Below are 26908 nucleotides of genomic sequence, written 5' to 3' on the forward strand. Positions count from 1 at the left end.
CTGGGAGGGGGACTCATCATTCTGGGCATAGCGGTTTCCGGTTGTTCTGCCCAGGATCAGGAACAACAAAGCGCCAGTACCACCACGCGCGATTTCGCCAAGACTCTGCCGTCTCCGACGGAGGAACCCTTGGCCGGCCAAGAATGCACGGTGGAAGCGGAGAAGCGGTCGCAGGGAGACACCGAGTACGTCTGCACTCCGGATGACAATGGAGATCTGGTGTGGATGGACAAAGACTCCTCGGAAAAGCTGCTTGAGGAACGGCAACTGGCCGAAGCTCAGCGCCAGGCTGAGGAAGCTGCGGCACGTGAGGAAGCGGAGCGCCAGGCAGCCGAGGTGACCCGTCAACAGCAGCCGGCGGACGACTTCACCTACCCCAACTGCACCGCTGTGAAGGAAGCGGGCGCGGCGCCCATTCATCCGGGAGACTACGGTTGGCACTCCGGTCTGGACCGCGACGGCGACGGCGTGGGGTGCGAATAAGACGAGTCGCCGGCCATACCTGCGCCGGCCCGGCGGACCCGGTTGATCAGGCCAGCAGCTTGATCAGCCGGGCCCGCCCCGCTACCGACACTGAATCGGGACAGGAGGAATGCCCCTATGCTTGAAGCCGCCGCCGCCACTTCTGAAACAGCCGAACCAACTTTGCTTGGCGTGGGACTGGGGGTGACCTTGACCCTGTTATTGTTTCGCCTGTTCACAGGCCGCCCCAGCTGGCCGGTGGTTCTGACACCCTTGCTCCTGAGTATCGCTTTCTACGCAGTGGTGGCATGGGCGATCCTGCGGCTTGTTGCCCCAAAACCGGCGCAGCGCATAGCCTCACGCGTCGGTGACTTTGGATCCGACGTCGTTTACGGGGCACAGGCAAGGCTCGTTCAGCTGAGCGGCAGGCCGATGCCCCCGCCGCCTCGGCGGAAGGATCCCGATACACGCTAAGCACCACCCGGGCCGCTCACGAACCCCGGCGGCCGGTGCGCGACGGCGGCCGGCCGGGTTTCGCCGTCGACCGCTCGCCGGGCGGCAGGCTGCGTACCCGGCGTCGTCCGTCGCTGAGCAGGCGCACGCCCTCCTCCAGGGTTTCGCGCAGCTCCATCAGCGCGAACTGGCAGCGCTCCGGCGCCCGGCTGGCCTGACGCAGATACAGGCCGCACGCCGCCGCCATCCGCATCAGGACGGCCGTGTCCGGGGAGCCGCCGCGCAGATGGGTGAGGGTTTCCAGGATCCGGTCGCGGGCGTCCAGCACCGTGGGCCGCAGCGCGGCCTCGCCGTCGGTTCCCGCGAGGACGCGGGGTTCGATGGGTGCCAGCGACCGCTTCAGATGCAGGTCCATGATCAGCGCATTCAGGGCCGCGGACTCATCGCGGCGGTCGATGCCGGCGCGGGTGCTCCAGCCCGCCGCCATACCGATGACAAGGCCCAGGACGGGTGCGGTGAATGCCAGCCATTCCATGCGGATCCTCCGGACGAAGCGTCCTTCGACGGTACCTGCCGGCTCCGAATCCGAACCAGCACCGAGGCAGGTTCCGGGCTTGCTGAAGAAGAAGTTTCCCGCGTTGAACCGGTATGGATGCCGGGGACCGAACCTGTCCGCAATACCCTGCGCGCCCGTCTTCCAGTAGACCTAGCGTGGATTATCACGGGCCAAGGAGGTGAGCGCGATGGGCCTGATGGAAATAGAACTGGCGAGGACGCTGCATCGGGAACGCCTGGCGAAAGCGGGCCGCCTGCGGCAGCGGAATGAGCACCGACGCATGGCACGGGAACGGCAGGCCGTGGAGACGGCGGATCAACGAACCGGGCCGATGGCGGACTGGCCAATATTCTCCCTGCGTATTGGCGGCGGCTTTCAACTGACCGTGTTCCGGACGTTGAGGCTTGGAGCCTAACGACGCGAGTGTCTCACCGCTGAATTCTGTGGTCCGGGAATGACAAAAGCAGGTTTGGGCGGGAAATGCTTTGCTTCTGCATCAAAGAATCCTGCTAGGCTCCACCCGGAATAGTTATGTGCTGTTGGGGGAATGCGCACCAGTCATTCCCCCTTTCCGGGGGGAAGGTATCGTGACGCTCTGCGTGTCCTTCAGTGCCACGCCACACCTTGATGACCACTGCGCCGCCGCTCGGCCGCCAAGTGATCCGTTCCGGCGTGTCCCCGGCCGACAGGCCCAGCCCGGAAATTCCCCCGAACGGCCAACGATCACATGAGGGAAGTGTCATGAAATTCTGCTTTGCATGCGGGCAGCAGCTGGTTCCGGAAGCCCGGTTCTGCGTGAGCTGCGGGACCGCGGCGGCGGAACCCCGGCGACAGCCTGAATACGCTGCGGCCGGTCGGTCTGCCGGACCGGGATCGGCGCCGGCGCAGGATCCAATCCCGCAGGAGTCCGCCCACGAAGAACCTGACCCGCAGGAGCCCGCCCCGCGGCAGCCCGCCTCCGCTGCTGCCGTACCGGTGAAATCCCCGGGCGCGTTCGCGGGCATCCCGCTCAGTGACTATATCCGCGACGGCGTGGCCGCCCTGGCCCTGCTGATGTCCCTGTTTATGGCCTGGAGCTACGGCAGCGACGGAACGTCCAAAGCTGCCGCCCGGGTGGACGTTGTCCTCATTACTCTGGTCAGTCTGCTGTCCCTGGGCCTGAGCTACGCCTGGCGGGCGGGCATCTTTGGTCCCGCCACGGGTTACCGCAGGATCCAGGACCTCAAGCTGCTGGCCAACGCTCCATATGTGCTGATGGTGCTGGTCTACACCGCACTCAGCCTGATCTCCGCTGACCGTTTCGACCCGGGAGCGGTTGCAGCGCTCGGCCCGGCAGTGGCCTTCGGGCTCGCCGGAGCGCTGCTGGCGGCGCAGCCGAGGCGGGCAGAAATTGCGCCCGGTGCCGTGGACGAGCCCCGGAACCGCCGCTGGATTCACATCACCCTTGGCGTGGCCGGGCTCGCCGCGGTGACGGCCCTGGCACAGGTTGTCCGCTACTGGGCGGCATACGGCGGGCAGGGCTCCACCGGCTGGGGAACCATGGCCACGCTCATGGCGCTGGCCAGCCCGGCCATCCTGGTTTTCATCGCCCTTCGGGTCAACCGGCGCTCGGACCCCTGGCGGCGGGCAGGCGTTGCTCTGGCACTGGGATCAGGGTTCCTCTCGCTGCTGGCCCTGATCGAAGACCTGACCCTCCTGCAGCTGTCCGTCACCGCCTTTGTCCCCGGCTTCTCCCTCCTGTTCTGGATGGCCTTCGGGGCAGCAGTTTCAGCTCCGTCGGTGGCACGCCTCACCGAAGCGTCGGCAGTTCCTGCCACTGACACCCGCAGCACCCTGCAGCCCCTGCTTGTCCTGGCTGCCGGACTCAGCGCCCTGCTCGTGCTGGGATCGGCCATCACCCTGGTCACTGTTGCGGCGGACGGCGCCTCGGACGGACTCGTTCCCCAGGGCATCGCCCTGTTCTTTGGCCTGCTGCTGACCGCGGGGGCTGTTCTCACCCTGCGTTTCATGGGCAAGGACCCCCGTTCCGCCTACATTCTGCCCAGCGGATACGCCGGCCTCCTCGCGGTGCTGGGCCTGGTGCTGATGATCGTGTGGGTGGTTCAGGACGAAGACGCTTATCTTGGCCCGGTCATCATGCTGCTCACGTTTGTGGTTCCGGCGGCACTTCTGGCTTCCCTGTGGCAGCCCGCAGCTTCCCGGGAACAGTTCCATGAGCTGCCGGCAGCGCAGGGCAACGGCGCGACCGGCTTCAGTTTCGCCGGTGTGCCGGCTGCAAACGACGCACGGGATGACGGCTCGGCGCCGCCGGCCCGCGTTCCCGAGGCCCAGCCGGCCGCCGACGCCGGCCCAGCCCAGACGGACCAGGCTCCCGCCGTCGACATCTCCGAAGTTCTGGAGGAGGCTGCGAACCCGGCAACACCGCTGGCCCGGTTGCAGGAAATTGCGGCAAGCCATCCGACGGCCAGGCCCGCGGTGGCCGCCAACCCGTCCACCTATCCCGCCCTGTTGGCGTGGCTCGGAGCGTTGGGCGACCCGGCGGTGGATCAGGCTCTGCGTCAGCGCAGCTGATGAAACGGCTGGCGGCCGGTGTGCTGACGCTGGCGTGAATCCTGCTGGCGGGGTGCACCCCGGGTCCTGCCTCCGAGGGGAGTATGCCGTCCGACGCGCCGGCTGACCCGTCCGCCGCCCGCTCATCCGCTCCGGCTGCCGCGCCCGGCCCGTCTGCCGGCGCCCGCCTGGCAGCGCTGCTGGGGGGCACCGGGAGTCCGCCGGAGGTTGTGCTGCTCGGAGACTCCTTTGCCGCGGGCGAAGGCGCCGGTTCGTATCTGCCCGTGGACGGTGTGGACCGGAGCCTGTGTCACCGCAGTGCTGCCGGTCTCCTGTCCGAAACCCGGGACCGGGCGGTGGTCCACAACCTCGCCTGCTCCCGTGCCCGGATCCAGCACCTGGGTTCGGCCCAGCAGATGCCCGGACACGGCGCGGAGGGCATCGCGGCGCAGCTGGACCGGCTGGGCGGGCTGGACCCGGATCTGGTACTGCTGCACATCGGCGGAAATGATGCCGGCTTTGCCGGTCTGCTGCAGGCCTGCCTGGTCGAGGATGAACCCTGCAACCGCGATGCCGGGCTTCGGCAGGCGGTCAAGCAGCAGCTCAGGGATCTGCGGACTCCGCTCACCGAGCTGTACACGGAGCTCGGCACAACGCTGCGGGCCCCGGTTCTGGTCCTGCCGTATCCGCGGTTATTCGAGGGATCGGAGGAGACCTGCGGGCGGCTCTCTCCGGAGGAACGCTCCTTCGGCGTGGACATCACCGATGCCCTGAACAGCACCATTGAACAGTCCGTGACGGCTGCCGGGCTGCCCGGCGTGCGCTACGTGGACGCACTGGAGGACTCCTTTGCCGGCCGCGGAGCATGCAGCACCAACCCGCTGGTGGTCACCGCCCGCCTGGGCCCGCTCCTGACCGCGGCAGCATCCGAGTCCGCCGCCCAGGAAGTTCTGCATCCCACCGGGGAAGGTTACCGGGTTCTGACCGGTGATCTCCTGCAGTGGCTGGAGAACCATCCGCTGTAGGCCAAGCTGCAGGCAGAGAGAGTTGCCGGCGAACGGCCGCACGCACAATTCCTGGGCGGAATAACTATATGCAGGCGGATACTTTTCTGTGCCGGCTGAGAATACCTGCGGATATCCACAGGCGGCAGTCATGCTTTTCGGGGCGCCTATTAGCCTCTGTTAGGCTCGAAATATTGCACTGTAATTTCCGGGGGGTTGTCACTCTGCATGCCCTGGAACTGATCATGGGGGAAATAGAATAATGAACTTCTGCATGTCCTGCGGCACTAAACTGCAGCCGGAATGGCAATTCTGTGCCAATTGCCGGCGGCCCGTTGAAACCGGCGGTTCACCGCAGGAAGCCACGGAAGCCACCGAAGCCGTTGCGATGACGACGGACCCGCCGGAGGCACCGGGATCCGCGGTACCTCAGCCGGCAGCATCCGCGCCGGCAGCAGCGCACCGGCAGGATTCATCCCGCGCCCAGGCGCCCCAGGGTGCAGCGGCCGCCACCGGTGCCACCCAAATCATTGAAACCGGAGCATACGGGCAGGCCGGCGGGGACGGCCACAGCACTCCGCCCGGCAGCGGCGGGGGAGACGGCGGCGGTTCCGGTCCGGAAGGACCGGCAGGCGGCGGCACCGGGGACTCCGGCAGGAAGACCAACCGCAAGGCCATCATCCTGGGTGCCGTCGCCGTCGTGCTGGTGGCGCTGGGCGTTGGCGCCTTCCTCTTCATCCAGAACATGATCCGCGGCGGAGCCGGGTCCCCTGAGCAGGTGGCCGAGAAGCTGATCGAATCCATCGAAACCAAGGACGCCATTGGTCTGGTCACCATGGTGGCGCCGGCGGAGCGTGACGCCCTGGACAAGTTCCAGGAAGAGTTTATGGACAAGGTCGAAGAGTTTGGCATCTTCGAGGCCGCCGGCAAAGTGGGCGAAGACTCCGTTGAGGACGATTTCGACGACGAGATCAACCTGGACGGCATCACCGTCACCTTCGAAAACGTGGAACCCACCGTCACCGAGGTGGATGACCAGCTGGCGGTCCTGAACTTCTCCTCGGGCACCGTACGGCTGCAGATCGATCCGGAACAGACCACCGGAGCCGTCCGCTCCGGCCTGGAGGCATCCGGCGAGATGGAGCCCGTGGACGAGACCGCTGATCTGGCGGAGCTGGATATTGAGGGCGAGGGCCTGCGGGTGGCTGCGGTGGAGGACGGCGGCCGCTGGTACGTCAGCCCCGTGTACAGCACCCTGGAACTGGTTCTCCAGCTCACCGGCAACGAGCGCGGTTCGCTGCCGGAGCCCACGGAGGGCTCCGGCTCCCCGGCTGAAGCCGCCCAGGCACTGGTGGGTGCGGTACCGGGAATCCTGGAGAGCGGAAAGTTCACTGATCTGGGCAAGTACCTTATGAGCTATGAAGGCAACGCGGTGCACTACTACGGCGGCGCCCTGGACGAAGCCATGGAAGGCGGCCTGGGCACCGACGTTCAGATCACGGCCAATACCTTCAAGGACGCTGACCGGGACGGCGACCGCGGCCACGCGCTGATCGAAGAGCTGACCATGGAGGCCGAAGGCGATGCCGTGTCCCTGACGGCGGACTGCATGGAATCCGGGTCCGAGAAGTACTGCCGCGGAGACTCGGGCTACGTGATGACCAACGGAAGCTTCGACAGCGAAGCCACTATGAGTGCGTTCCCGCAGCTGGGTCTTTCCAGCGTCAAGGAAGACGGCAAATGGAAAGTCAGCATCATGGACACCACCACGGACCTTGCCCTGCAGTGGATGGACACCATCACCCGCGAACAGGCCCTGGCCATGCTGGACCTGGCCCGGAGCGAGGATGCAGCGGGAACCATGACCCTGGACGAGGAAACGGAGCTCGACTTCAACTCGGCCGGTTACGCCGTCATGACCCTGAAGCTGGAAGAGGACACCACCCTGCAGGGTGACGACGACGGCAGCAGCTACAGCAGCTACACCGTGTATTCCAAGGACGGCAAGGAAGAAATCACATCATCGGATGAGCTCTTTGCCGACGAAACCCCCGCCGGGGAGTACAAGGTAGTCATCTTCGCCGGCAAGGAGTGGGCCGACGAGTTCGCCGAAAAAGGCAACGGCGTGCAGCATTCCGGGACTGTGAAGCTCCAGGAAAAGGAATCGCCGGCAGCGGTTGATTTCGACAGCTTCATGTCGAGCCGGGCCAAGATCGACGGGTCCGGGGTAATGCAGTACAACTACCTCACACTCGATGAATTCCCCGGCCCCACCGAGGCACACATGCTGAACGTGCCCGAGGGCACCGACACGGAACTGCTGGTGATCGTGGAGGGCTACGCGGGAGCCTGGGAGAAGCCCGGAACCCTGGTGCTGACGCTGGACGGAAAAACCCACAAAGTACCCGTCAGCAATGACCCCGAGGAACTGAAGATTCCGGTAGCTCCCGGAACGGATCAGGAACTCACCGTGGAACTGGTAAAGGGCGACGGCAGCGGCGAAGAGGTCGATTACACGCTGGAGTTCGTAGAGAAGTAGGCGGCCGTGTCAGCCGCTGGCTGAGTAACGCTTTGCCGCCGCGAACCGGCCGGTGCCTTGGGCACCGGCCGGTTTCTGCATGCGGGCGGGACGGCGGTGCCGTTGGCCGGGGCTGCCTTGGCCGTAGGGTGGATCCATGCATCCTCACCCCGTCATCGCAGTCCTGGCCGGAACCGAACCCGTGGAAGGACTTTCCGCGCTTGAGCGGGAAGCCGAGGTCCGGGTCACGGACGCCGCGGGACTGCCCGGTGCCCTTGCCGGAGCAGACATCCTCTATCTCTGGGACTTCTTTGCCGACGGCGTGCGGGAAGCATGGCCGGCCGCCGGATCGCTGCAATGGATCCATGTTCCCGCCGCCGGTGTGGAGAAACTGCTGTTCCCCGGGCTCGTGGCCTCCGACGTTCTGCTCACCAACGCGAGGGGACTCTTTGACCGGCCCATGGCCGAACACATCCTCGGTGCGATCCTGTACTTCGCGAAGGACTTCGGCCGGGCCGCGGCACAGCAGCAGCGCCGGCAATGGAGCAGATACGCCACCACCGACCTGGCCGGCGCCTCGGTGCTGGTGGCCGGCACAGGAAGCATTGGGCGCAGCACCGCGCGCCTGCTCACCGCCGTCGGGATGCAGGTACAGGGGCTTGGACGCACCGCCCGCAGCGGTGATGAGGACTTCGGAACCATCCATGCCAGCGCCGACTTCGCCGCCGTCGCCGGGACTTTTGACTATGTGGTCCTGGCCGCGCCGCTGACACCGGCAACCCGGGGAATGCTGAGCCGTGCGGTGCTGGCGGCGATGAAGCCGACGGCGGTTGTGGTGAACGTGGGCCGGGGCGCCCTCGCGGACGAGGCAGCGCTGGAAAGTGCGCTGCGCAGCGGGACCCTGGCCGGAGCTGCGCTGGATGTCTTTGAGACTGAACCACTGCCCGGGACCAGCGGACTGTGGGAGCTGGAGAACGTGCTGGTCACGCCGCACCTTTCCGGAGACGCACGAAAGCAGCTGCCGGCGCTGGCCGAGCAGTTTGCGTCCAACCTTGCCGCCTGGAAGGCCGGCCGGCCGCTGATGAATGTGGTGGATAAGGAACTGGGGTTCGTCGTGTCCTGACCGGGTGCGCCGGCACCGTTGACCCGCGCACAGGCCCCGGATAAGACTGGGGGTTCGAGTGCCGACGGAATTCAATGGAGAAGGAAGTGCTGCGTGAGAGCTGTCCGGGTACACCGCTACGGCGAGGATCCACACATCGACGAGGTGCCGGAGCCGAAGGTCACCGGCCCGTGGGACGTGATTGTGGACGTTGGAGCGGCAGGGCTGTGCCGCACTGACCTGCACGTCATCGAGGGGCAGTGGGACGCAATCCAGCATCCGCAGCTGCCCTACATCCTGGGCCATGAGAACGCCGGCTGGGTGCGGGAAGTGGGTTCCGCCGTCTCCAACGTGGTGCCCGGGGATACCGTCATCATGCATCCGCTGGTGACCTGCGGACTGTGCTCCGCGTGCCGGGAGGGCCAGGACTCGCACTGCGGGAACGCCTTGTTCCCGGGTCTGAACACCGACGGCGGCATGGCCGAGCAGCTCAAAACCAATGCCCGCGCCGTGGTGAAGCTGGATCCCGCGCTGCAGCCGGCGGACATTGCGGCACTGGCCGACGCCGGCCTGACCGCCTACCACGCGGTCCGCAAGGCAGCACCGCTGCTGTATCCCGGCACCCAGGCCGTGGTGATCGGCGCCGGCGGCCTGGGACACATTGGGGTGCAGTCACTGACCGCCCTCACCTCCGCACGCATCACCGTGATTGACACCTCCGAGGCAGCCCTGGAACTTGCCTCGGCGCTGGGCGCGGACACGGTGCTGCGCAGCCCGGACACCGCCGCCGTACTGGAAGCCACCGACGGCGGAGCCCACGTGGTGTTCGACTTCGTGGGGGAGCACGGCACAGAGTCCCAGGGCCCGGACATGCTCCGCAACCGGGGCAGCTACTACTCCATCGGGTACGGCGGCGAAGTCCGGATTCCCACCATTGAGCTGATCTCGCGGGAAATCTCCGTAGTGGGGAACCTGGTGGGCACCTATCAGGACCTCGTGGAACTGATGACGCTCACAGCCCAGGGCGACATCACCCTGCACACCACCGCCTACGACCTCGAGGACGCCGTCCAGGCCATGCATGACCTCGACGCCGGCAAACTGACCGGCCGCGGCATCCTCATCCCGCCAGCAGGAGGAAGAAGCTCATGACGTACCCCGCCAAATACCCCACGCTCAACGAAACCACGCTCACCCCCGAAGCCCGGGCGATCCTCAAACGCATCATCAAAACAGCCTTTCCGCATCCGGACTTCCCCGATGAGGCCTATGAGCGGATGACCAGCCGGATTGTCACCGAAGCGGACGCATCCACCTGGTTCCGGGTGGTCCTGACCCAGGGACTCATTGCCCTCGGCGCCCAGTCGGAGGAACCCTTCCTGGAATTGTCGGACGAGCGCGCCCTCGCCGTGCTGCGCCGGGTTGCCGACCTCGAATTCTTCGGCTTCATCCGCCGCACCACGGTACTGAACCTCTATGACGATCCGCAGGTCTGGGAAGTGCTCGGCTACGAGGGGCCGTCCTTTGACCAGGGCGGATACCTGCACCGCGGCTTCGATGACCTGGACTGGCTGCCCATGCCGCGGATTGAAGCGTTCGAAGGATCCGTTCCGGAGACCGGGCCGCTGCCGTATCCGGTGCTGCAGCCGGGCCAGGCGGGCCGGCCCCGCCAGCCCCAAACAGACGCCGCGGCAGGACCGGCCGCAGCCCGGGCCGCGGGGCCGGCCCCGGAATCGGGCACCGGAGCCCAGGCATCCCGGCAGCGCGGAGGAGGAAGCAAATGAGCGGGAGCATCAGCAGTTTCGTACCCACGGGAACCCCGGATCCGCTGGCGGAGTCGGCGCGCTTTGAGCTCGACGACGAATCCGTCGTCGTCGTGATTGGATCCGGTGCCGGCGGCGGCACACTGGCCCATGAGCTGGTGCAAAAGGGCGTGAAGGTGGTGCTGCTCGAAGCCGGGCCGTTCCTCACCAACTCGGACTACGTCAACAACGAGTGGGAAGCATTCAACCAGATGGCCTGGCTGGACCCCCGCACCACCTCGGGGACCTGGCGCATTGCCCGCGACTTCCCGAACCTGCCCGCCTGGATCGTCAAGGCCGTGGGCGGCACCACCACGCACTGGTCCGGCGCTACACCGCGGTTCAAGGCCCACGAGTTCACCGCCCGCACCACGTACGGACGGATTGAGGGCGCCAACCTGCTGGACTGGCCGCTCACCCTGGAAGACCTCGCGCCTTACTATGACGTTGCCGAACGGAAGATGGGCTCCACCCACGTCCACGGCAGGCCCCCGCTGCCGGCGAACAACAATTACAAGGTGTTCGCCAACGGCGCCGAGAAACTTGGGTACCGGAACTTCGCCACCGGCCCCTACGCCACCAACGCCGAACCCTATGACGGGCGGCCCGCCTCGGTGCAGGACGGCTTCAACTTCCAGGGCGACAAATCCGGTGCCAAATGGTCCACCCTGGTCTCGGAGATCCCCAAGTCCCTGAAGACCGGCCGGCTGGACCTGCGCCCGGACAGCCAGGCAGTGCAGATCACGTCCACCCCCGAGGGCCGGGTGGACGGAGTGGTGTACGCCGACGGCGACGGGCAGCTGCACCATCAAAAGGCACGGGTGGTGGCGGTGGCGGGCAACGCGATCGAGACGCCGCGGCTGCTGCTGCTCTCGGGATCGCCGCTGTTCCCTGACGGGCTGGCCAATTCCTCCGGCCAGGTGGGGCGCAACTACATGCGCCACACCACCGGTTCGGTGTACGCCCAGTTCGAAGCGCCGGTGCACATGTACCGCGGGGAAACCATGGCCGGCCTGATCGCGGACGAGTCCCGGCATGATCCTGACCGGGGATTTGCCGGCGGCTACTACATGGAAACCATCTCGCTGGGGCCGGCGTTCCTGGCCTCCTTCGTGGACCCCGGGGCGTGGGGCCCGGGTTTCGCAGCTATTCTGGACGGCTACCGGCGTACCGCCGGGCTGTGGATTGTGGGGGAGGACATGCCGCAGGAATCCAACCGGATCACTCTGAACACCACGGTCACCGATCCGCTGGGACTCCCCGTGCCGAACGTGCACTTCGATGACCATCCGAACGACGCGGCCATGCGCGACCACGGGTTTGGGCAGGGCACAGCGCTGTACGAGGCGGTGGGGGCAACATCGGCGGTGCGGACGCCGCCGTATCCATCCACCCACAATCTGGGCACGGCGCGGATGAGCCTGCGCCCGGAGGACGGAGTGTGCAACGGATTCGGGCAGACGCATGACGTGCCGAACCTGTTCATTTCCGACGGCTCGCAGTTCACCACCGGTGCCGCTGCCAACCCCACGCTGACCATCGTGGCGCTGGCCATCCGGCAGGCCGAATACCTGGCGGCGCAGATGGCGCTGGGCGAGATCTGAGGTGCCGGGATCAGTTCACCCGCAGCCGGCCGCCCCGGAAACGGACCTCAGATTGCCGTGCTCGGCGCCGGGATACTGGGGGTGAGCACAGCGGTGCAGCTGTTGCGCGGCGGCGCCTCCGTCACCATGGTGACTGAGGCGCATCCGGCCAGCGGAGCATCGGGGCGCTCGCTCTCATGGCTGAACTCCGGCGGCGTTTATCCGCCGGAGTATCACCGGCTGCGGCTGGCCGGCATGGACCGCTACCGGACCCTGCTGGCACAGAACCCCGACCTTGACTGGCTCAGGTTCGACGGCGGCGTGTACTGGGACGGCGATGCGCCCGCGGACCGGTGCGAGGCACAGCGGGACCGGGGGTACGACGCGCGGCTGGTGCCGGGGAGCAGCCTTGCCGGTGTGGTTCCGGGCCTGGATCCGGAAGCGCTGCCGTCCGAGGTGCTGTTCAACCCGGGCGAAGGATGGGTCAGCCTGCCGCATCTGATCCGGCACCTGCTGGGCGAATTTGCCCAGCGGGGCGGAACCCTGGTCACCGCTGCGGGGCCGGCCTCCGTGGCAGTGGAGTCAGGCACCGCCGTCGGACTCCGCAGCGAGGCAGGCGAACTCTATCCGGCGGACATGGTGCTGGTGGCCGCCGGTGCCGGCACGCCCGGCGTCCTGGAGGGACTGGGCGCGCAGCTGCAGGACGAATCAGATCTGGCCATGCTGGTGGTCACCGAACCCAAAGCGCATAACCTCAAAGCGGTGCTGAACACTCCGCGGGTGTCGGTGCGGCCCCATCCCGGCTCCCGGCTTGCCATGGATTCCAGCTGGTATGTGGACCAGATCACGCCCAATGATGACGGCGGCTGGGCTGTGGATCCGCAGGTGGTCCTGGATCTGGTGGACGAAGCGTCAGCCCTTCTCACCGGTCATCCGCGGCTGGTGGCACAAAGCTGGCGGATCGGACTGAAACCGGTGCCCGGCGACGGGCGGCCGGTGATGGGCGAGCTGACCGGGCTGCCCGGATGCTATGTGGCGTTTACCCATTCCGGGGCGACGCTGGGGCTGATCGCCGGTGAGCTGCTGGCCCGGGAAATCCTCAGCGGGCGGCGTCATCCGATGCTGGCTCCGTTCCGTCCGGAGCGGATGGCGGGCGACATTCCGGTGCAGGCCGGAAACCCCGGGAGTCTCATCGGGTTGTGAACGGCTTGCAGGTCCGTGCCTGGACCTCGGGGCCTGCGCCGGGTCCCGGTTCAGCGTGCGCGGTGGGTTAGGCTCCTCGCATGGGGAATCATCAGCGCACGCCGGAAGAGGAATACCGCCACTACGCACGTCCCGAGCCGGGCCGTGCCGGGGACTCGGTGGAAGTGATCGACGACGGGCGCGGACGGCAGAGTTCCGCTGCGCAACCGTCCGGGCTGCCTGACCCGGCTCCCGGAACTCCGGACCCGGCCGGCTCGGCAGACGGCCGTGTTCCGGCATCAGCGCCGTCGGAGGTTCCGGTGCCTGCGCCGCACCGCCGAAACGTGAGCCTGTGGGCAGCCTGGGTGCTGGTGGCCCTGATGCTGGCGGTGGGGCTGGGATGGCTCTTTGGATTCATCGCTTCACCCTGGGATACGTACCAGGCGTCCACGATGCCTGAGTCCTCCCGGTCGTGGGCGGAGCTGCGGCTGAACATGTACGCGCTGGGCCCGCAACTGACCGCCGCCGGACTGCTGGGAGCCGTCATCCTGCTGGCCGTGCAGGCCAGTCTTCACCAGCGCCGGGGTGCGCGGACGGACTGATGACCTGTCCGCCGTTTTCCAGCGGGTCAGCCAGAGCGGCGAACTCTCCGGGAGTCCACCCGGTGGCGCGCCGGAAGTCACGGGAAAAGTGGGCCTGGTCCGCGTACCCGAGCCCGGCCGCAATTCCGCTGAGGGAGCCACGTCCGAACCGCAGCTGCTGCCCGGCGTCCTGCAGCCGCCGCTGGCGGATCAGCCACTGCGGCGTGACGCCCAGGAACCGGCCGCACAGCCGCTGCAGGGTCCGTTCATTCAGGCCGAAGGCGTCACGGAGGGAAGCAACACTGGCAATTTCCGGGTCTTCTTCCACCCGTGCCGCCACCCGGTCGGCCAGGACGGCCTCATGAGCGGCGGGGCCAAGCAGTGAAAATCGGTCTTCCATCAGCCGCGCCAGCGTTCCGTGCACCCCGGGGGAGGCGGGCCGCCCGTGCATGAGCTCACGGACCCGGGGCACCAGGTCAGCCAAAAACGGGACGCCGTCCAGATCCAGGTGGCGGTTTGTCAGCGCTGACACGTCACCGCCGAGCAGCGTGCGCCCGGCCGCGGGCCTGAGCATGACCCCGAAGGTCCACCCGCTGCCCGCCAGAGTGACGCTGGCCGCCGTGGTCCGGGGGCCGATCAGACGCGCGTAGTCCGCAGAGATGCTCAGCAGGCACAGCGGATACGTGAGGATCCGTTGTTCACGGGTTTCGCCGCCGGGAACGTCCCACACCGGAATCCAGAAGACGCGCAGCCACTGCCCTGCCGGCTGTGCCGGCTCGCAGCGGTAAATGGTGAACGAGCGGTCGCCCGCGTCTCGCAGGTGACCTCTGCTGATTTCAGTCCCGCCGCCGTCGTCGAACATCGCTACACCCCGGTTGCTGTCGGATTTGTTCAAGACACCCCTGGGGGCGCCGCGTACGTTGAGGAAAACCTAGCCCAATCGGAGCGCACCTTGGAGGGAATCATGGAAACAGCGTTGCAAACGTGGCGAAGCCGGGCGGATGTCTTCAGCTCGGTCACTGCCCGGACAGCCGACTGGAACGCGGCCACACCGTGTGGGGCCTGGACCGCCCGCGACATCGTGGACCATGTGGTCTCCACACAGCGGGAATTCCTGGCCCAGCACGGCCTTGCCGCCCAGCCGCCCGACGACGGCGGTCCCGGACAGATCTGGCGCAGCCACGAACGTTTGGTGTCCGGGCTGCTGGCCGATCCGGCCGTTGCCGGGAGGCAGTTTGATGGCTATTTCGGTCCCGCGACCGTCGGCGGCTGGCTTGCCGGTTTCTACGGCGTCGATCTCATTGTGCACCGCTGGGATCTGGCTGTGTCCCAGGGGCTGGACGCCGGGCTCACCGAAGCGGATCTGGCCGCCGTTGATGCCGCGATGGATATGTTCGGTGAGCTGGCCTACGCGCCGGGGCTCTTCGGCGCACCGGTTCCGGTGCCGGAAGGAGCCGGCCGGTGCAGCCTGGTTCTCGCCCGGACCGGGCGGAAGGCCTGATCAGCTCCGCGCAGTGCAGGCGTCTAAGGCCACCGATGCCGGATCGGCCAGCAGCCCGGCAAACACCAGTTCGGCGGCGCCCACCAGCAGCAGATCGGTGCCCAGGGCGGCGCGGCGGATGGACACTCTGCTGCCCAGGCCGCCGATGGCGCCGGCGGCCACCCCGGCTTCCAGCCGGTCCGGGACAAAGGAGTGCAGGACGCCCAGGAAGCCGCCCAGCACGATGGTGCCCGGATTGAAGATGTTCACGAAGTTGGCCAGGGCCTCCGCGAGCAGGTCCAGCTGCCGGTGGGTTTCGGCGATCAGCGCGGGGGAGCTGTCCCGCGTCATGGCGTCCTCGAGCTGGTCCTCGTCGGCATGCTCCAGGTCCAGGACGGCCAGCAACCGGCCCAGGCTGACTTCCGTTTCGAGGCATCCGCGGCGGCCGCAGTGGCAGGGGGTGCCGCCGGGCGTCACCACAGTGTGGCCGAGTTCCCCGGCGAAGCCCGCAGCGCCGCGGAGCGGAACCCCGCCCACCATCGCGCCGCCGCCGATGCCGCTGGCACTGCCGTTGAGATAGACGACGTCGGATGCCCCCACCGCCGCGCCAAACAGGCTTTCTGCCAGGGAGCCCAGATTGGCGTCGTTGGCGGCGCGTGCCGGCAGCCCCAGTCCGGAGCCAAGGGCCTGCGCGAGCGGTTCGCCGGACCACTGCAGGTGCGGGGCGAGAAGAACGGAACCGTCAGTGCTGTTGACCAGTCCCGGCACGGCAGCACCTACGCCGACCACGCGGGTCATGCCCGCCAGCTCCGTCTGCATGCCCTCCACCACTGCCTTGGAGATGTTGACGGTCTCCGCCACGGAAGGCCGGGAGCCGGCGTCGTACCGGACCCGCCGGTGGACCTTTCCGCCCAGGCCCACCACTCCCACGGTGACCGCATCGACGTCGGGATGCACGGCGATCGCTGCAACGCGGTCGTTCACATGAACCAGGGGGCTGGGGCGGCCCACCCGTTTGAGGGCAGGCGGGTCGGTCTCGTAAGCGAGTCCGAGCCCGCTGAGTTCCGCCACGAGCGCGCCCACCGTGGAACGGTTATAGCCGCACAGCCGGGTCAGATCGGCACGGGAAAGCGGTCCCCGGCGGTGCAGCAGGGTCAGAACGCGGGAGAGGTTCTGCGCGCGGATGCTCTCCGTGCCGGAGGGGGTGCCAGGGTGCATTCTGTGCCGTTTCTCCTGTGGGATGTCTGAACTGTTGCTGCGGGGCAGCGAACCGGACCGTTTCACAGCGTAACCCGAGGCCCGCCCGCATGTCCGGTTTTGTTGCGGGGAAGCTGAAATGGGATGGAATGGCGGCAAAGTGGCTGGACAAAACCGCCCTGAAGGCATTGACAGCCCGACTGGAGGGCCATAAGTTGTTGTTCCCAACTAATATCGGCTTTTGGAGTGAATTGTGACAACGACGCCCTCACCTTCCGACCGTTTTACCTTTGGCCTCTGGACAGTGGGCTGGACCGGCAATGATCCGTTCGGTGTTCCCACCCGTGCGGAGCTGGATCCGGTGGAAGCCGTCCAGCGGCTCGCCGATCTGGGGGCGTACGGCATCACCTTCCACGACAATGACCTGATTCCGTTCAATGCCACCGCGTCTGAGCGCGAGCAGATCCTCAAGAACTTCAAGGCGGCGCTGGCCGAAACCGGGCTCAAGGTCCCCATGGTCACCACCAACCTGTTCAGCCACCCGGTGTTCAAGGACGGCGGTTTCACCTCCAATGACCGCTCCATCCGCCGTTTCGCGCTGCGCAAGGTCATGGCCAACATGGACCTGGCCGCTGAAATGGGTGCTGAAACCTTTGTCATGTGGGGCGGGCGTGAAGGTTCCGAATACGACGGATCCAAGGACTTCGCCGCCGCCTATGACCGGATGAAGGAAGGCGTGGACACCGTCGCCGGCTACGTCAAGGAAAAGGGCTACAACCTGCGCCTGGCGCTGGAACCCAAGCCCAATGAACCCCGCGGCGATATCTTCCTTCCGACGGTGGGCCACGCACTGGCGTTCATCAACGAGCTGGAGCACGGCGACATCGTTGGCCTGAACCCGGAGACCGGCCACGAACAGATGGCCGGGCTGAACTTCAACCACGGCATTGCCCAGGCGCTGTGGGCCGGCAAGCTCTTCCACATCGACCTCAACGGGCAAAAGTCCATTAAGTTCGACCAGGACCTCGTGTTTGGCCACGGCGACCTGACCAGCGCCTTCTTCACCGTGGACCTGCTCGAAAACGGCTTCCCCAACGGCGGCCCGCACTACGAGGGTCCCCGCCACTTCGACTACAAGCCGTCCCGCACCGAGGGCTACGACGGCGTTTGGGAATCCGCGAAGGCCAACATGGCCATGTACCTGCTGCTCAAGGAACGCGCCCTGTCCTTCCGCGAAGACCCCGAGGTCCGCGAAGCACTGACCACCTCCGGTGTCTTCGAGCTTGGCCAGCCCACCCTCGACGCCGGAGAAAGCACCGCCGATCTCCTGGCGGACACCTCCTCCTTCGAAGACTTCGACGCCGATAAGGCCGCCGAGCGCTCCTTCGGATTTGTCCGCCTGAACCAGCTCGCGCTGGAACACCTCATGGGTGCCCGCTAAAAGAAATCCCGCTGCTGCCGCCGGGTCCGTTCCCACGGGCCCGGCGTTGCAGCGCCAAACAAGTTGCACCGAAAACAAGGAAAGGTACCGTCATGGCACTGGTTGCCGGAGTGGACAGCTCCACCCAATCCTGCAAAGTGGTCATCCGGGACTCCGGCACCGGCGCCCTGGTACGCTCCGGAACCGCGCGGCATGCCGACGGCACCGAAATTGATCCCGAAATCTGGTGGCAGGCCCTGCAGGAAGCACTTCGGGCCGCCGGCGGACTCGACGACGTCGACGCCGTGGCGGTTTCCGGCCAGCAGCACGGCATGGTGTGCCTCGACGAAGACGGTGCGGTGGTCCGGCCGGCCCTGCTATGGAATGACATCCGTTCCGCGGCGGCGGCAGACAAAATGGTTTCCGACGCCGGGCCCGACGGTGCAGCCTACTGGGCCGGGGAAACCGGTACCGTGCCTGTTGCCTCGATTACTGCGGCCAAGCTGCGCTGGCTGGCGGAAAATGAACCGGAGAATGCCGCCCGCACGGCGGCAGTCTGCCTGCCGCACGACTGGCTGAGCTGGAGGCTGGCAGGCTACGGCCCCGGCAGCGGCCGTGCCGGGCTTGAGGCACTGCGCACCGACCGCTCGGACGCCTCCGGGACCGGCTACTGGTCACCGGCCACCGGTGAGTATCTTCCGGCCGTGCTGGAACAAACACTCGGCCACGTCCCGCTGCTGCCGCAGGTGCTGGGACCGCTGGAAGCGGACCAGCGGACGCCGTCGGGCGCCCTTATTGGCCCGGGCACCGGGGACAATGCCGGTGCCGCACTCGGCGTGGGGGCCGGGGTAGGCGACGTTGTTGTGTCCGTGGGGACCTCCGGCACCGTGTTTGCCGTGACCGACGATCCCTCCGCCGACCCCACCGGCCTGGTGGCCGGATTTGCCGACGCCACCGGGCATTTCCTGCCGCTGGCCTGCACCCTCAATGCCTCGCGCGTGCTGGATGCCACCGCGGCTCTGCTGTCCGTGGATCTTCCCGGACTGACCCGGCTGGCCCTGGCCGCACCCGACGGTGCCGGCGGGCTGAGCCTGGTGCCCTACTTTGAAGGCGAACGCACTCCGAACCTTCCTGACGCCACGGGGTCGCTGCACGGAATGACTCTGGCAAACTTCACGCGGGAGAATGCGGCGCGTGCCGCCGTTGAGGGCATCGCATGTTCCCTGGCGGACGGTCTGCAGGCGCTGCAGGACCTGGGCATCCAGGCCCGGCGCGTGATCCTGGTGGGCGGCGCTGCCCGTTCCGAGGCTCTGCAGGAGGCAGTTTCCGCGGTCTTTGGTCTCCCGGTGACGGTTCCGGCTCCGGGCGAGTACGTGGCCGACGGCGCCGCCCGGCAGGCTGCGGCCGTGCTGGCCGGCGCTTGGCCGGAGTGGAAGGCGGCGAGCGAGTCAGTGGTGCAGGCCGCTGCCGCCCCGGAGATTTTGGAGCGTTACCGCGCGGCTGCCGCCACGGCCCGCTGAACTGTGTCCGCGGCGGAGTCGCGTCGCGTCTTCTGCCGGGGAGGGTAGGTTTTGTTCCATGAAACTCTGGGGGCAGGCAGCACTAAGGGGCGGCATTCCGCTCGTCATCATGGCGGGCATCGCCGTTGCGCTTTATGCGCAGGGACAGGCACAGGACGGCCGAAGCACGCTGTTTGCTGCCCTGGTTTTCGGGACTGTGGCGGCGGCGTCCGTCATTTATGACGTTTCGCGGTGGACGCTTGCCCGGCAAACGGCGGTTCACTTTGCCGTGATGGTTGGAACTGTCCTGCCCCTGCTCTTCGTCAGCGGCTGGTTCCCCACCCGGACCGCCGCGGACTGCTTCGCCATCGTGGGGGCCTTCCTGTTGGTGGGGCTGATTCTCTGGTTCGCCGCGTTTGTGCTGTTCGGTGTGCTGGTTCCCCGCTTCAAGGAGCGGTCCTCGCGGGTTCGCCTCCCGAGCTGAGGCATCTTCCAAGACCTTTATGCCTGAGCGGCGGTTCTCGACGTCACGCCGCCTAGCCGCGTCCATTGTCCCGACGGTGCGTCAATCCGCGACCGAAAACGTCACGATGTGGACAGTCGACGGAGTGAACAGCATCAGGTCGACACTCGGCGACGGTAAGCGGCATCAGATGGACACTCGGGCGAGGTGTGCGCGGGATGAAGCCGCTCAGCGGATGCTGTGACTCTGAATTTCACGAATAATTCCGGAATCCTTGTAATTAGTCCGTAAGTACGTAATTTTTTGGCATGGCTAGAGAACATGAGGCGGGACGGGAAGCACTCGAGTCCCGGGTGGAAGCGGTGGAGGCGCGCCTTGACGCCCTTGAACGGGAGGTTGAGTCCCGGCAACTGCCGTCCGTGGATCCAGCCGATGTGTTCTGGGCACTCAACGGCGTGCGGGACCGCCATCCGGAACCCGGAGGCGTGCTCTTTGCCGGCACCGTCAGCACCGAGGCGGGTGCTCACTACGAGTATCAGTACGGTCTGGAAACTGAGCACCTGCTCGACGTCGACTGGGCCCAATTCGCCGACTCGCTGGCCGCTCTGGGCAACCCCGTGCGGCTGACAATTCTGCGCGCGGTGCTTGGCGGAACGGAAACCGTTGCCGGACTGGTGGAGAACCTGCAGCTGGGAACCTCAGGTCAGATGTACCACCACATTCACCAATTGACGGCCGCCGGCTGGCTGACGCCGCATGCCCGTTCCCGCTATGCGATTCCCCCGGCACGGGTCATTCCCTTGCTGGCTATTTTGACCGCTGCCTCCGGAGGTAACTGAATTGCTGAACCAACGTCGAAAAATTCTGGGTGTCCTGGCAGCCGCGGCGGTCCTGGCCTGCGGACTGATGGCTGCGCCCTGGGCGCCCCGTCTGTCAACGGACGTCTCCGGGGATGCGGCATTGGCCGAAGCTGTTCGGCCGCTGCTCCAGAAACCAGCTGATCAGATCAGCGTGGTCTATATTGAGGACGGCGAGGTCCGCTTCGCCGGCTTCGGGGCTGATGAACACACTGAATTCGAGATTGGCTCCGTGTCCAAGACCTTCACGGCTGCTCTCTTGGCGGATGCCGTGCAGCGCGGTGAACTTACCCTGGAGACGACCGTCGCGGACATCCTGGGACCTGATCTGGCCGACTCTGACGCCGAAATCGGCACAGTCACCCTGGCAGAGCTGGCGAGCCACCGCTCCGGGCTTCCCCGTCTGTCTACGGATCCCGCGTCTCTGGTGTCCGGTTTTTTGGGGCCGGTTTTGCACCGTGACCCGTATCCGGCCTCACCGGCTTCGGTTCTTGGCCATGCCCAGTCAGCCTCGGTGGGCGGCCGGGGCCGCGTGAGCTATTCCAATTTCGGCTACGCCTTTCTGGGACAGCTCCTCGCCAAGGCAGCAGGCATGAGTTACGCCGATCTGCTGCAGCAGCGCATCCTGGATCCCCTGGATATGAAGGACACGTATGCGCCGGTGACAGCGGACAACCTGCGTGCAGGCGCCCCGACCGGCCGAAGCGCCGGCGGGCTGGGCCAGGGAGCCTGGACAGGCAACGGCACGGCTCCGGCCGGCGGAATCCGCTCAACCGCCGCCGATATGGCGCGGTACACCCAGGCCATGCTGGCGGGCACCGCACCGGGTTCAAAGGCTCTCGATCCGCAGTGGGACGCCGGCGACGGCGAACAGGTGGGCCTGGCCTGGTTCACCCAAGTCTCGTCCGGGACACCTGGACAGGCCGTTACCTGGCACAACGGCATGACCGGAGGGTTCGCTGCCATGGCGGCACTGGATCGCGACGCCGGACGTGCGGTGCTTATCTTCTCGAATGTCGCGTCAGGCCAGGAAGAAGCCGCCCTGACCCTGCTGAAGGAGGGCATCTGATGGCTTTCTCGCTTCTCGCCTGGTTGCTGGCCGGAGTTCTGGCCGTGACCTGCTTGTCCGTGGCCCGGTCCGCGTGGAACTTCGGTGAACGCGGTCCCGGCGTCAGCCGGATGGCCCTCCTGTCCAGCCTTCTGGACGCCGCTGCAACCGCCGCCTTTTTCCGCCTCGTGGTGCCCTGGAGCACCGGAACAACACTGCTGTGGGTGGTGGCCATGGCGGCCCTGGCAGCGGCGGTCGCCGGAACGGTCATCCGCTGGCCGGAGCTGCCGTCACACGCGGGGCTGCTGGACTTCGAGGAACCTGGACCCGACAGTGCTGGACCAGATACCTCCGAACGCGTTAGTACCGAACCCGGCAATGAGAGCACTGTCCGGACCAAGCCGTCGCGAAAGGTGAAGAAGAAGACAAAGAGGAAGGAACCCGGCCGGCGGGCAGTGGCGGTACGAGCGGCCGTGCTGGCCGCCGTCGTCGTCTTCTCCTTTGCCGTGGGGTAGCTTCAGGAAGCTACCCGGCGGCGGTCATCTCGCGCAGGAACCGGACGGCGGCGAGATCATCTTCGGCACCGCCGCCCTCGTGCCCGTTGAACGGCCACGCCGTCATTTGCTTGGGTCCGGCGTAGGCGTTGTGGGCGGCGAACACGGTGGACGGAGGAGTGATGGTGTCCATGAGGCCCGCGCTGAACAGGGCCGGCACCGTGGCCTGGGCAGCGAAGTTCACACCGTCGAAATAGCTGAGTGTCCGTTGCGCACGCTCGGCTTCGGTACGGTGGACGGCCAGGAAATCACACACTTCGCGGTAGGGATACGCATCGGTGATCTGCAGGGCGCGCGGAAAATCGGACAGGAACGGCACCCGCAGTACGGCACCGCGCAGGTCCGGACAGAGCCCGGCAACAGCCAGGGCAACGCCGCCGCCCTGACTGATCCCGGTTACCGCCACCCGGTCCGGGTCCACGACCTCCAGCCCGCGGGCGGCCTGAACCGCGCGGACGGCATCGGTGAACAACCGGCGGTAATAGTAGGCCTGCGGATCCAGGATGCCGCGGGTCATGACGCCGGGGACCTGCGGTCCGCCGCTGCCGGCGCCGTCCGGTGTGGCCCCCTTGCTCCAGGAAGCGCCCTGGCCGCGGGTATCCATATGCAGGTGGGCAAACCCGGCGCCGGCCCACAGCAGGTTTTCGTGCGCTTCGCCGCGCCCGCCGCCGTAGCCGACATACTCCACCACGCAGGGCAGCGGCCCGGCTGCCCCGTGCGGCACCCGCAGCCAGGCCCGCACCGGTTCGCCGTTCCAGCCGGCGAATGACACATCGTAGACGTCGATCGCCTCCAGTACCGTGGGCTGCACAGTGACCCGGAGGTTCAGAGGATGGGCGCGCGCCTGTTCCAGGGTTTCAGTCCAGAAGCCGGTGAAGTCCCCGGGACGGGTCTGGCTGCTGGTGTACGCGGCGAGCTGGTCCGCGGGCAGATCGGAATACATGCGGCAAGCCTAGCGGGTAACCCGGACATCACCGTGCAGCCGGGCGGAGCGACGTCGGTTAGCGTTCCGGCAGTTCGGCTTCGGCCGCTGCGGCGTCGGCTTCAAGAGAGGAGGCCGTGCCCTCCATGGCTGCGGGTCCGCCCCGGCGGTACGCAGGCGTGGCAGTCGCGAGCACCAGGAACATCACGGCGCAGCAGGCGATGATCACACCGGACATGGCAAGCGCCCCGCCGCCGAACACGCCCACCAGGGGGCTGACGACGCCGGCCACGCCCACCTGGAGCGCGCCGATCAGAGCAGCCGCGGATCCGGCCATGTGGCCGTAATTGCCCAGCGCAGTGACAGTCGAATTGGCGGCGATCAGTCCGTGCATCGCCAGCACCACCCAGAGTCCGGCCGCGAGGCCGAAGACGCCGCCGATCCCGGTGAGGATAATGACGGGCAGCAGCAGGGACAGGCCCAGAATCACAGGAACGGTCACCCGCAGGATGCGGGTGGGGGAGGCACGGCGGACCAGCGCGGCGTTCACCTGCGCGGAGATAACCATCCCGGCGCCGTTGACGGCGAACACCAGTGCGTACTGCCCCGGCGTCAGACCGTATTCGTCCTGGAAAACAAACGGAGAGCCCACCACGTAGCTCATGATGACGGCCATGCCCAGGCCGGGAATGAACGCCAGGGCCAGGAAGTGCCGGTCCCGCAGCAGCACCTTGTAGCCGCGGAACACGCTCGGACCGCCGCGGGTGCGCCGGCGTTCCGCGGGCAGTGTTTCAGGCATGAACCGCCAGACAATCAGCACCAGCACGAGCCCGATGAGGGCCAGGGCCACAAAGACAGCCCGCCACTGCCAGATGCCGGCCACGGCCTGGCCGATGGTCGGCGCCAGCAGCGGCGCCAGCCCGATCACCAGCATTAGCCGGGAGAGCAGCTGTGCGGCGTCCGATCCGACAAACCGGTCCCGGATAACGGCGATGGCCACCACACCGGCGGCGGCATTGAAGAATCCCTGCAGAACCCGCAGCCCGATCAGGGTTCCGATGTCCGGGGCAATGGCGCACAGGAGCGAGACAACAACATGCAGGCTGATACCGATGAGCAGCGGCAGCCTGCGTCCGAACCGGTCCGAGAACGGACCGATTACCAGCTGTCCGAAGGCGGCGCCGATCAGGGTTCCGGACATAGTGAACTGGGCGGCTGCCTGGCTGGTGTTCAGCTCGGTTGCCACGGTGGGCAGCGACGGCAGGTACATGTCGGTGGTAACCGCCGGAAGGGCCGCCAGCGCGCCCAGCATCAGGATGTACTTGATCCCTGGACGGTAGTTAGGGCGGACGCCCCGGGCCCTGGGGGAGGTGCTCAAATGAGGTCCTTCGAAGTGTGGAGGGGCAGGAGAGGGGAAATGTGCGCACAGGCAACAAACTCCCAGTTCAGCCTAGGCGCCCGGGGCGCGGAGGAACAAGGGTGCGGCACAGTGGGTTGTGCCACTTGCAGCGGGGACCGGCTGCAGAAAACGGGAACCGCCGCCGGAGTCTAGGAACTCCGGCCGGTCCCCGGGAGGACGGTTGCCAGGAACGTCTCGGTCATAAGCCGGTGCTCCAGGTCCAGAGCCACCTCGATGACCGGTACCGGACCGGCGTCACCGTGGTGCTCGCTTTCGCCCGGCTGCAGCCGCCGGTCCACCAGTGTCTGGCCGCGGCTGTGGCCGGAGAGTTCCACCCGCACCGGGTACCGGAGCAGCTGAACCGTCTGCGGGACGGCAACGAGACAGGCAGCTCCGGCGTCGCCGATGGTCACGGGCACCGGTTCGGTTCCGCCGCTGCGGAGCCCGCTCACGGTGAGGATATCTCCGACCAGGCGGGCGCCCTCGTCATCCGAACCGGCCAGCGGAAGGTACTGCGCCGGCTCCACAGTCGCCTGCATGAAAACGTCCAGGCCGTACATGACGGTGGGGATGCCGCTGTGGATCACGATGGCCAGGGCTTCGGGGTCATGCCAGGCATTGAACTCGGCATGCGAGGTGGCGTTGCCGATGCCGGCCGAGCCTCCCATGAACACGATGCGGCCAAGTTTGCGGGCCGTAGCTGGATAGGCACGCAGGAACAACGCCACGTTGGTCAGCGGTCCGAGTGCCAGCAGCGTTACCGGCACCGGAGAGTCCTCAACGGTGCGGTGCAGCAGTTCGACGGCGGCCACGGCCGCGGGGGAGTGCGGACTGCGCGGAAGCCCGAGTCCGCCCAGCCCGTTGGCGCCGTGGAAGGCGTGGGCGTTCCGGGGTTCGTTGATCAGGGGCCGCTCCGCACCCCGGGCCACGGGAATGTTGCCGGCTCCGGCGGCATGCAGCACGTCCATGGTGTTCCGGAGCACCTGGTCCACCCCGGTGTTGCCGGCTACGCAGGTTACGGCCAGGAGGTCTATGCGCGGGTCGCGGGCCAGGAACACCAGGGCCAGGGCATCGTCCAAGCCGGTGTCGACGTCGGCAATGACGGCTGTGGGGACGGCAGCGTTTTCGTGGGCGGGGTTCATCAGGGGCTCCGTCGGGTTTGGAATTTCAGTTTAGCCAGAATCCGGGTGGCCGTTGACCGTGAAACAGGCACGTTTCACACTGGGAGGAACCCGGCGCCGCAGGTCCGGCCGCCGACTCCGCCACTGTGAGAAGGCCCTTGCCATGGATCAGAGGTTTCGCAGCTACACCGACTGGCAGGACACTGCCGACACCCTGCACCTGTTCCTGCAGATGGCGGGGAAGGTGAAGCTGGAGCGCAGCTACAAACGGCCCCAGTGGGCGCATGTCCGGATGGACTGCACCGTCCAGGGCATCGGCACCGGCATCATTCCGGCCGATGCCTGTACCTTCGAGATTTACTTCAACCTTGCCAGGCATCACGTGGACGTCCGGAACAGCCTGGGTGCGCGGGTTCGAATACCGCTGGCGGACGGGCTCAGCGTCGCGGACTTTTACGGGCAGCTCATGGGGGCGCTGGAGGCGATAGGCACTCCCACGCCAATCACCACGGCGCCGCAGGAATTCCACGATCCGGTCCCCTTTGACCAGGACGCCAAGCATCATTCCTATGACCAGGCGGCGGTGGAACTCTTCCTGGCCAACCTGCAGTTCGCCTTCCGGTGCCTGGCCGGCTTCCTTGCCCCCATGCGCGGGAAGGTGGATATGCCGGCGTTCTGGTTCGGCACCATGGATCTCTCCGGCAACGTCTTCAGCGGGCAGCCTGCACCCTATTCGGGGACGGACATCATTGGCAGGAACGGCTTTGACGAGAAGTTCTTCGAAGTGGGCTTCTGGCCCGGTGACGCCAAGACCGCAGCGCCGTCGTTTTACGCCCTGCCGTATCCGTTCCTGGCGGACATCGGCACCTGCGGATCCCTGCTGGAACCGGCGGCGGCGCAGTTCCTGGCGCAGGAGAGCGAGTTTGTCCTCCGGCTGGAAGATGCCTTTGCCGGGCCCACCCCGCAAAAAGCTGTGGAGGACTTCTTCCGCTCCAGTTTCGGAATCCTGCAGCGGGTGGACCGCTGGAAGGATTTGGACTGGATTACGGAACCGCTGACCTACGGGGGATAGCGCCGCCCAAAAGAAACCAAAAGTTCATGGTCCGTATCCTTGCTTTCGTTTAAAGCAGGTAGGTACTGTGACGCCTGAAAGCC

General features: G+C 66.7%; 25 protein-coding genes. 19 read left to right on the forward strand and 6 right to left on the reverse strand.

The annotated features are described in order from the left end of the window. Nucleotides 1-483 (forward strand): excalibur calcium-binding domain-containing protein (locus QMA10_RS14715; protein WP_290169504.1); only part of this gene is annotated, 483 nt, incomplete at its 5' end. A 469-nt stretch (nt 484-952) separates the two neighbouring features. Here QMA10_RS14715 and QMA10_RS14720 read toward each other — a convergent pair. Beyond that, nucleotides 953-1450: a hypothetical protein gene (locus QMA10_RS14720; protein ID WP_290169506.1), complete on the reverse strand. Its 498-nt coding sequence runs from the start codon at nt 1448-1450 to the stop codon at nt 953-955. 208 nt (nt 1451-1658) lie between these two features. Between QMA10_RS14720 and QMA10_RS14725 the strand changes: the two genes are divergently transcribed. The 10 genes from QMA10_RS14725 to QMA10_RS14770 all read left to right on the forward strand — a co-directional run bounded on the left by QMA10_RS14725 (nt 1659) and on the right by QMA10_RS14770 (nt 13814). Then, a complete protein-coding gene (locus QMA10_RS14725) occupies nt 1659-1886 on the forward strand; it encodes a hypothetical protein (protein ID WP_290169508.1) in 228 nt (75 codons plus the stop codon). Between the two features lie 326 nt (nt 1887-2212). Next, entirely contained in the window at nt 2213-4042 is a 1830-nt protein-coding gene (locus QMA10_RS14730) for a zinc ribbon domain-containing protein (RefSeq protein WP_290169510.1), read from the forward strand. Between the two features lie 83 nt (nt 4043-4125). Continuing rightward, nucleotides 4126-5046, forward strand: coding sequence for an SGNH/GDSL hydrolase family protein (locus QMA10_RS14735; protein ID WP_290169511.1), 921 nt, complete (start codon nt 4126-4128; stop codon nt 5044-5046). A gap of 367 nt (nt 5047-5413) precedes the next feature. Continuing rightward, nucleotides 5414-7564, forward strand: a complete 2151-nt coding sequence (locus QMA10_RS14740; RefSeq protein ID WP_290169513.1) for a hypothetical protein — start codon at nt 5414-5416, stop codon at nt 7562-7564. 136 nt (nt 7565-7700) lie between these two features. Beyond that, nucleotides 7701-8666 carry a D-2-hydroxyacid dehydrogenase gene (locus QMA10_RS14745; protein WP_290169515.1) on the forward strand — a complete coding sequence of 322 codons (966 nt, stop codon included), beginning with the start codon at nt 7701-7703 and terminating at the stop codon, nt 8664-8666. A gap of 93 nt (nt 8667-8759) precedes the next feature. Beyond that, nucleotides 8760-9797 carry an NAD(P)-dependent alcohol dehydrogenase gene (locus QMA10_RS14750; RefSeq protein WP_290169516.1) on the forward strand — a complete coding sequence of 346 codons (1038 nt, stop codon included), beginning with the start codon at nt 8760-8762 and terminating at the stop codon, nt 9795-9797. After that, a complete protein-coding gene (locus QMA10_RS14755; RefSeq protein ID WP_290169518.1) occupies nt 9794-10429 on the forward strand; it encodes a hypothetical protein in 636 nt (211 codons plus the stop codon). Before QMA10_RS14750 ends, QMA10_RS14755 begins: the two co-directional genes overlap by 4 nt. After that, entirely contained in the window at nt 10426-12051 is a 1626-nt protein-coding gene (locus QMA10_RS14760) for a GMC family oxidoreductase (RefSeq protein ID WP_290169520.1), read from the forward strand. Before QMA10_RS14755 ends, QMA10_RS14760 begins: the two co-directional genes overlap by 4 nt. 57 nt (nt 12052-12108) lie before the next feature. Next, nucleotides 12109-13233 (forward strand): FAD-binding oxidoreductase, encoded by a 1125-nt coding sequence (locus QMA10_RS14765; protein WP_356835253.1) that lies wholly within the window; start codon nt 12109-12111, stop codon nt 13231-13233. An 80-nt stretch (nt 13234-13313) separates the two neighbouring features. After that, nucleotides 13314-13814 carry a hypothetical protein gene (locus tag QMA10_RS14770; protein WP_290169522.1) on the forward strand — a complete coding sequence of 167 codons (501 nt, stop codon included), beginning with the start codon at nt 13314-13316 and terminating at the stop codon, nt 13812-13814. Here the strand turns inward: QMA10_RS14770 and QMA10_RS14775 are convergent. Beyond that, nucleotides 13756-14688 (reverse strand): AraC family transcriptional regulator, encoded by a 933-nt coding sequence (locus tag QMA10_RS14775; protein WP_290169524.1) that lies wholly within the window; start codon nt 14686-14688, stop codon nt 13756-13758. The genes QMA10_RS14770 and QMA10_RS14775 overlap by 59 nt on opposite strands. A gap of 69 nt (nt 14689-14757) precedes the next feature. Here QMA10_RS14775 and QMA10_RS14780 point away from each other — a divergent pair, with 69 nt between their 5' ends. Continuing rightward, the gene (locus QMA10_RS14780) at nt 14758-15294 is read left to right on the forward strand and encodes a maleylpyruvate isomerase N-terminal domain-containing protein (RefSeq protein ID WP_290169527.1); all 537 of its coding nucleotides are present in this window, start codon (nt 14758-14760) and stop codon (nt 15292-15294) included. On the opposite strand, the gene QMA10_RS14785 is transcribed toward QMA10_RS14780, so the two are convergent. After that, nucleotides 15295-16491 carry an ROK family transcriptional regulator gene (locus tag QMA10_RS14785; RefSeq protein WP_290169528.1) on the reverse strand — a complete coding sequence of 399 codons (1197 nt, stop codon included), beginning with the start codon at nt 16489-16491 and terminating at the stop codon, nt 15295-15297. A 232-nt stretch (nt 16492-16723) separates the two neighbouring features. Between QMA10_RS14785 and xylA the strand changes: the two genes are divergently transcribed. The 6 genes from xylA to QMA10_RS14815 all read left to right on the forward strand — a co-directional run bounded on the left by xylA (nt 16724) and on the right by QMA10_RS14815 (nt 22272). Further along, a complete protein-coding gene (gene xylA / locus QMA10_RS14790; protein WP_290169530.1) occupies nt 16724-17911 on the forward strand; it encodes a xylose isomerase in 1188 nt (395 codons plus the stop codon). A 92-nt stretch (nt 17912-18003) separates the two neighbouring features. After that, entirely contained in the window at nt 18004-19410 is a 1407-nt protein-coding gene (locus QMA10_RS14795; RefSeq protein WP_290169531.1) for an FGGY family carbohydrate kinase, read from the forward strand. Nucleotides 19411-19468: 58 nt separating this feature from the next. Then, nucleotides 19469-19873, forward strand: coding sequence for a DUF3021 family protein (locus QMA10_RS14800; RefSeq protein WP_290169532.1), 405 nt, complete (start codon nt 19469-19471; stop codon nt 19871-19873). Between the two features lie 287 nt (nt 19874-20160). Then, nucleotides 20161-20691, forward strand: a complete 531-nt coding sequence (locus QMA10_RS14805) for a helix-turn-helix domain-containing protein (protein ID WP_290169534.1) — start codon at nt 20161-20163, stop codon at nt 20689-20691. Between the two features lies 1 nt (nt 20692). Beyond that, the gene (locus QMA10_RS14810; protein ID WP_290169536.1) at nt 20693-21778 is read left to right on the forward strand and encodes a serine hydrolase domain-containing protein; all 1086 of its coding nucleotides are present in this window, start codon (nt 20693-20695) and stop codon (nt 21776-21778) included. Next, entirely contained in the window at nt 21778-22272 is a 495-nt protein-coding gene (locus QMA10_RS14815) for a hypothetical protein (protein ID WP_290169538.1), read from the forward strand. The genes QMA10_RS14810 and QMA10_RS14815 overlap by 1 nt, the downstream gene beginning before the upstream one ends. Nucleotides 22273-22282: 10 nt before the next feature. On the opposite strand, the gene QMA10_RS14820 is transcribed toward QMA10_RS14815, so the two are convergent. From QMA10_RS14820 to QMA10_RS14830, 3 genes are all read right to left on the reverse strand, one after another. After that, nucleotides 22283-23254: an acetylxylan esterase gene (locus QMA10_RS14820; RefSeq protein WP_290169540.1), complete on the reverse strand. Its 972-nt coding sequence runs from the start codon at nt 23252-23254 to the stop codon at nt 22283-22285. Between the two features lie 58 nt (nt 23255-23312). Beyond that, entirely contained in the window at nt 23313-24611 is a 1299-nt protein-coding gene (locus QMA10_RS14825) for a multidrug effflux MFS transporter (RefSeq protein ID WP_290169541.1), read from the reverse strand. Nucleotides 24612-24781: 170 nt separating this feature from the next. Continuing rightward, nucleotides 24782-25774 (reverse strand): nucleoside hydrolase, encoded by a 993-nt coding sequence (locus QMA10_RS14830; RefSeq protein WP_290169542.1) that lies wholly within the window; start codon nt 25772-25774, stop codon nt 24782-24784. 142 nt (nt 25775-25916) lie between these two features. Between QMA10_RS14830 and QMA10_RS14835 the strand changes: the two genes are divergently transcribed. Next, nucleotides 25917-26825 (forward strand): DUF5996 family protein, encoded by a 909-nt coding sequence (locus QMA10_RS14835; protein ID WP_290169545.1) that lies wholly within the window; start codon nt 25917-25919, stop codon nt 26823-26825. The last annotated feature ends 83 nt before the right edge of the window (nt 26826-26908 follow it).

Origin of the sequence: Arthrobacter sp. APC 3897 (genome assembly GCF_030407495.1) — a bacterium.
Taxonomy (GTDB): Bacteria; Actinomycetota; Actinomycetes; order Actinomycetales; family Micrococcaceae; genus Arthrobacter_B.

Excerpts from the sequence above, each read along its gene's own strand:
- QMA10_RS14770 (WP_290169522.1), top strand. The coding sequence starts at position 13,314 with ATGGGGAATCATCAGCGCACGCCGGAAGAGGAATACCGCCACTACGCA.
- QMA10_RS14815 (WP_290169538.1), top strand. The coding sequence starts at position 21,778 with ATGGCTTTCTCGCTTCTCGCCTGGTTGCTGGCCGGAGTTCTGGCCGTG.
- QMA10_RS14830 (WP_290169542.1), bottom strand. The coding sequence starts at position 25,774 with ATGAACCCCGCCCACGAAAACGCTGCCGTCCCCACAGCCGTCATTGCC.
- QMA10_RS14725 (WP_290169508.1), top strand. The coding sequence starts at position 1,659 with ATGGGCCTGATGGAAATAGAACTGGCGAGGACGCTGCATCGGGAACGC.
- QMA10_RS14820 (WP_290169540.1), bottom strand. The coding sequence starts at position 23,254 with ATGTATTCCGATCTGCCCGCGGACCAGCTCGCCGCGTACACCAGCAGC.
- QMA10_RS14835 (WP_290169545.1), top strand. The coding sequence starts at position 25,917 with ATGGATCAGAGGTTTCGCAGCTACACCGACTGGCAGGACACTGCCGAC.
- QMA10_RS14760 (WP_290169520.1), top strand. The coding sequence starts at position 10,426 with ATGAGCGGGAGCATCAGCAGTTTCGTACCCACGGGAACCCCGGATCCG.
- QMA10_RS14735 (WP_290169511.1), top strand. The coding sequence starts at position 4,126 with ATGCCGTCCGACGCGCCGGCTGACCCGTCCGCCGCCCGCTCATCCGCT.
- QMA10_RS14730 (WP_290169510.1), top strand. The coding sequence starts at position 2,213 with ATGAAATTCTGCTTTGCATGCGGGCAGCAGCTGGTTCCGGAAGCCCGG.
- QMA10_RS14785 (WP_290169528.1), bottom strand. The coding sequence starts at position 16,491 with ATGCACCCTGGCACCCCCTCCGGCACGGAGAGCATCCGCGCGCAGAAC.
- QMA10_RS14755 (WP_290169518.1), top strand. The coding sequence starts at position 9,794 with ATGACGTACCCCGCCAAATACCCCACGCTCAACGAAACCACGCTCACC.
- QMA10_RS14805 (WP_290169534.1), top strand. The coding sequence starts at position 20,161 with ATGGCTAGAGAACATGAGGCGGGACGGGAAGCACTCGAGTCCCGGGTG.
- QMA10_RS14795 (WP_290169531.1), top strand. The coding sequence starts at position 18,004 with ATGGCACTGGTTGCCGGAGTGGACAGCTCCACCCAATCCTGCAAAGTG.
- QMA10_RS14780 (WP_290169527.1), top strand. The coding sequence starts at position 14,758 with ATGGAAACAGCGTTGCAAACGTGGCGAAGCCGGGCGGATGTCTTCAGC.
- QMA10_RS14745 (WP_290169515.1), top strand. The coding sequence starts at position 7,701 with ATGCATCCTCACCCCGTCATCGCAGTCCTGGCCGGAACCGAACCCGTG.
- QMA10_RS14800 (WP_290169532.1), top strand. The coding sequence starts at position 19,469 with ATGAAACTCTGGGGGCAGGCAGCACTAAGGGGCGGCATTCCGCTCGTC.
- QMA10_RS14720 (WP_290169506.1), bottom strand. The coding sequence starts at position 1,450 with ATGGAATGGCTGGCATTCACCGCACCCGTCCTGGGCCTTGTCATCGGT.
- QMA10_RS14740 (WP_290169513.1), top strand. The coding sequence starts at position 5,414 with ATGACGACGGACCCGCCGGAGGCACCGGGATCCGCGGTACCTCAGCCG.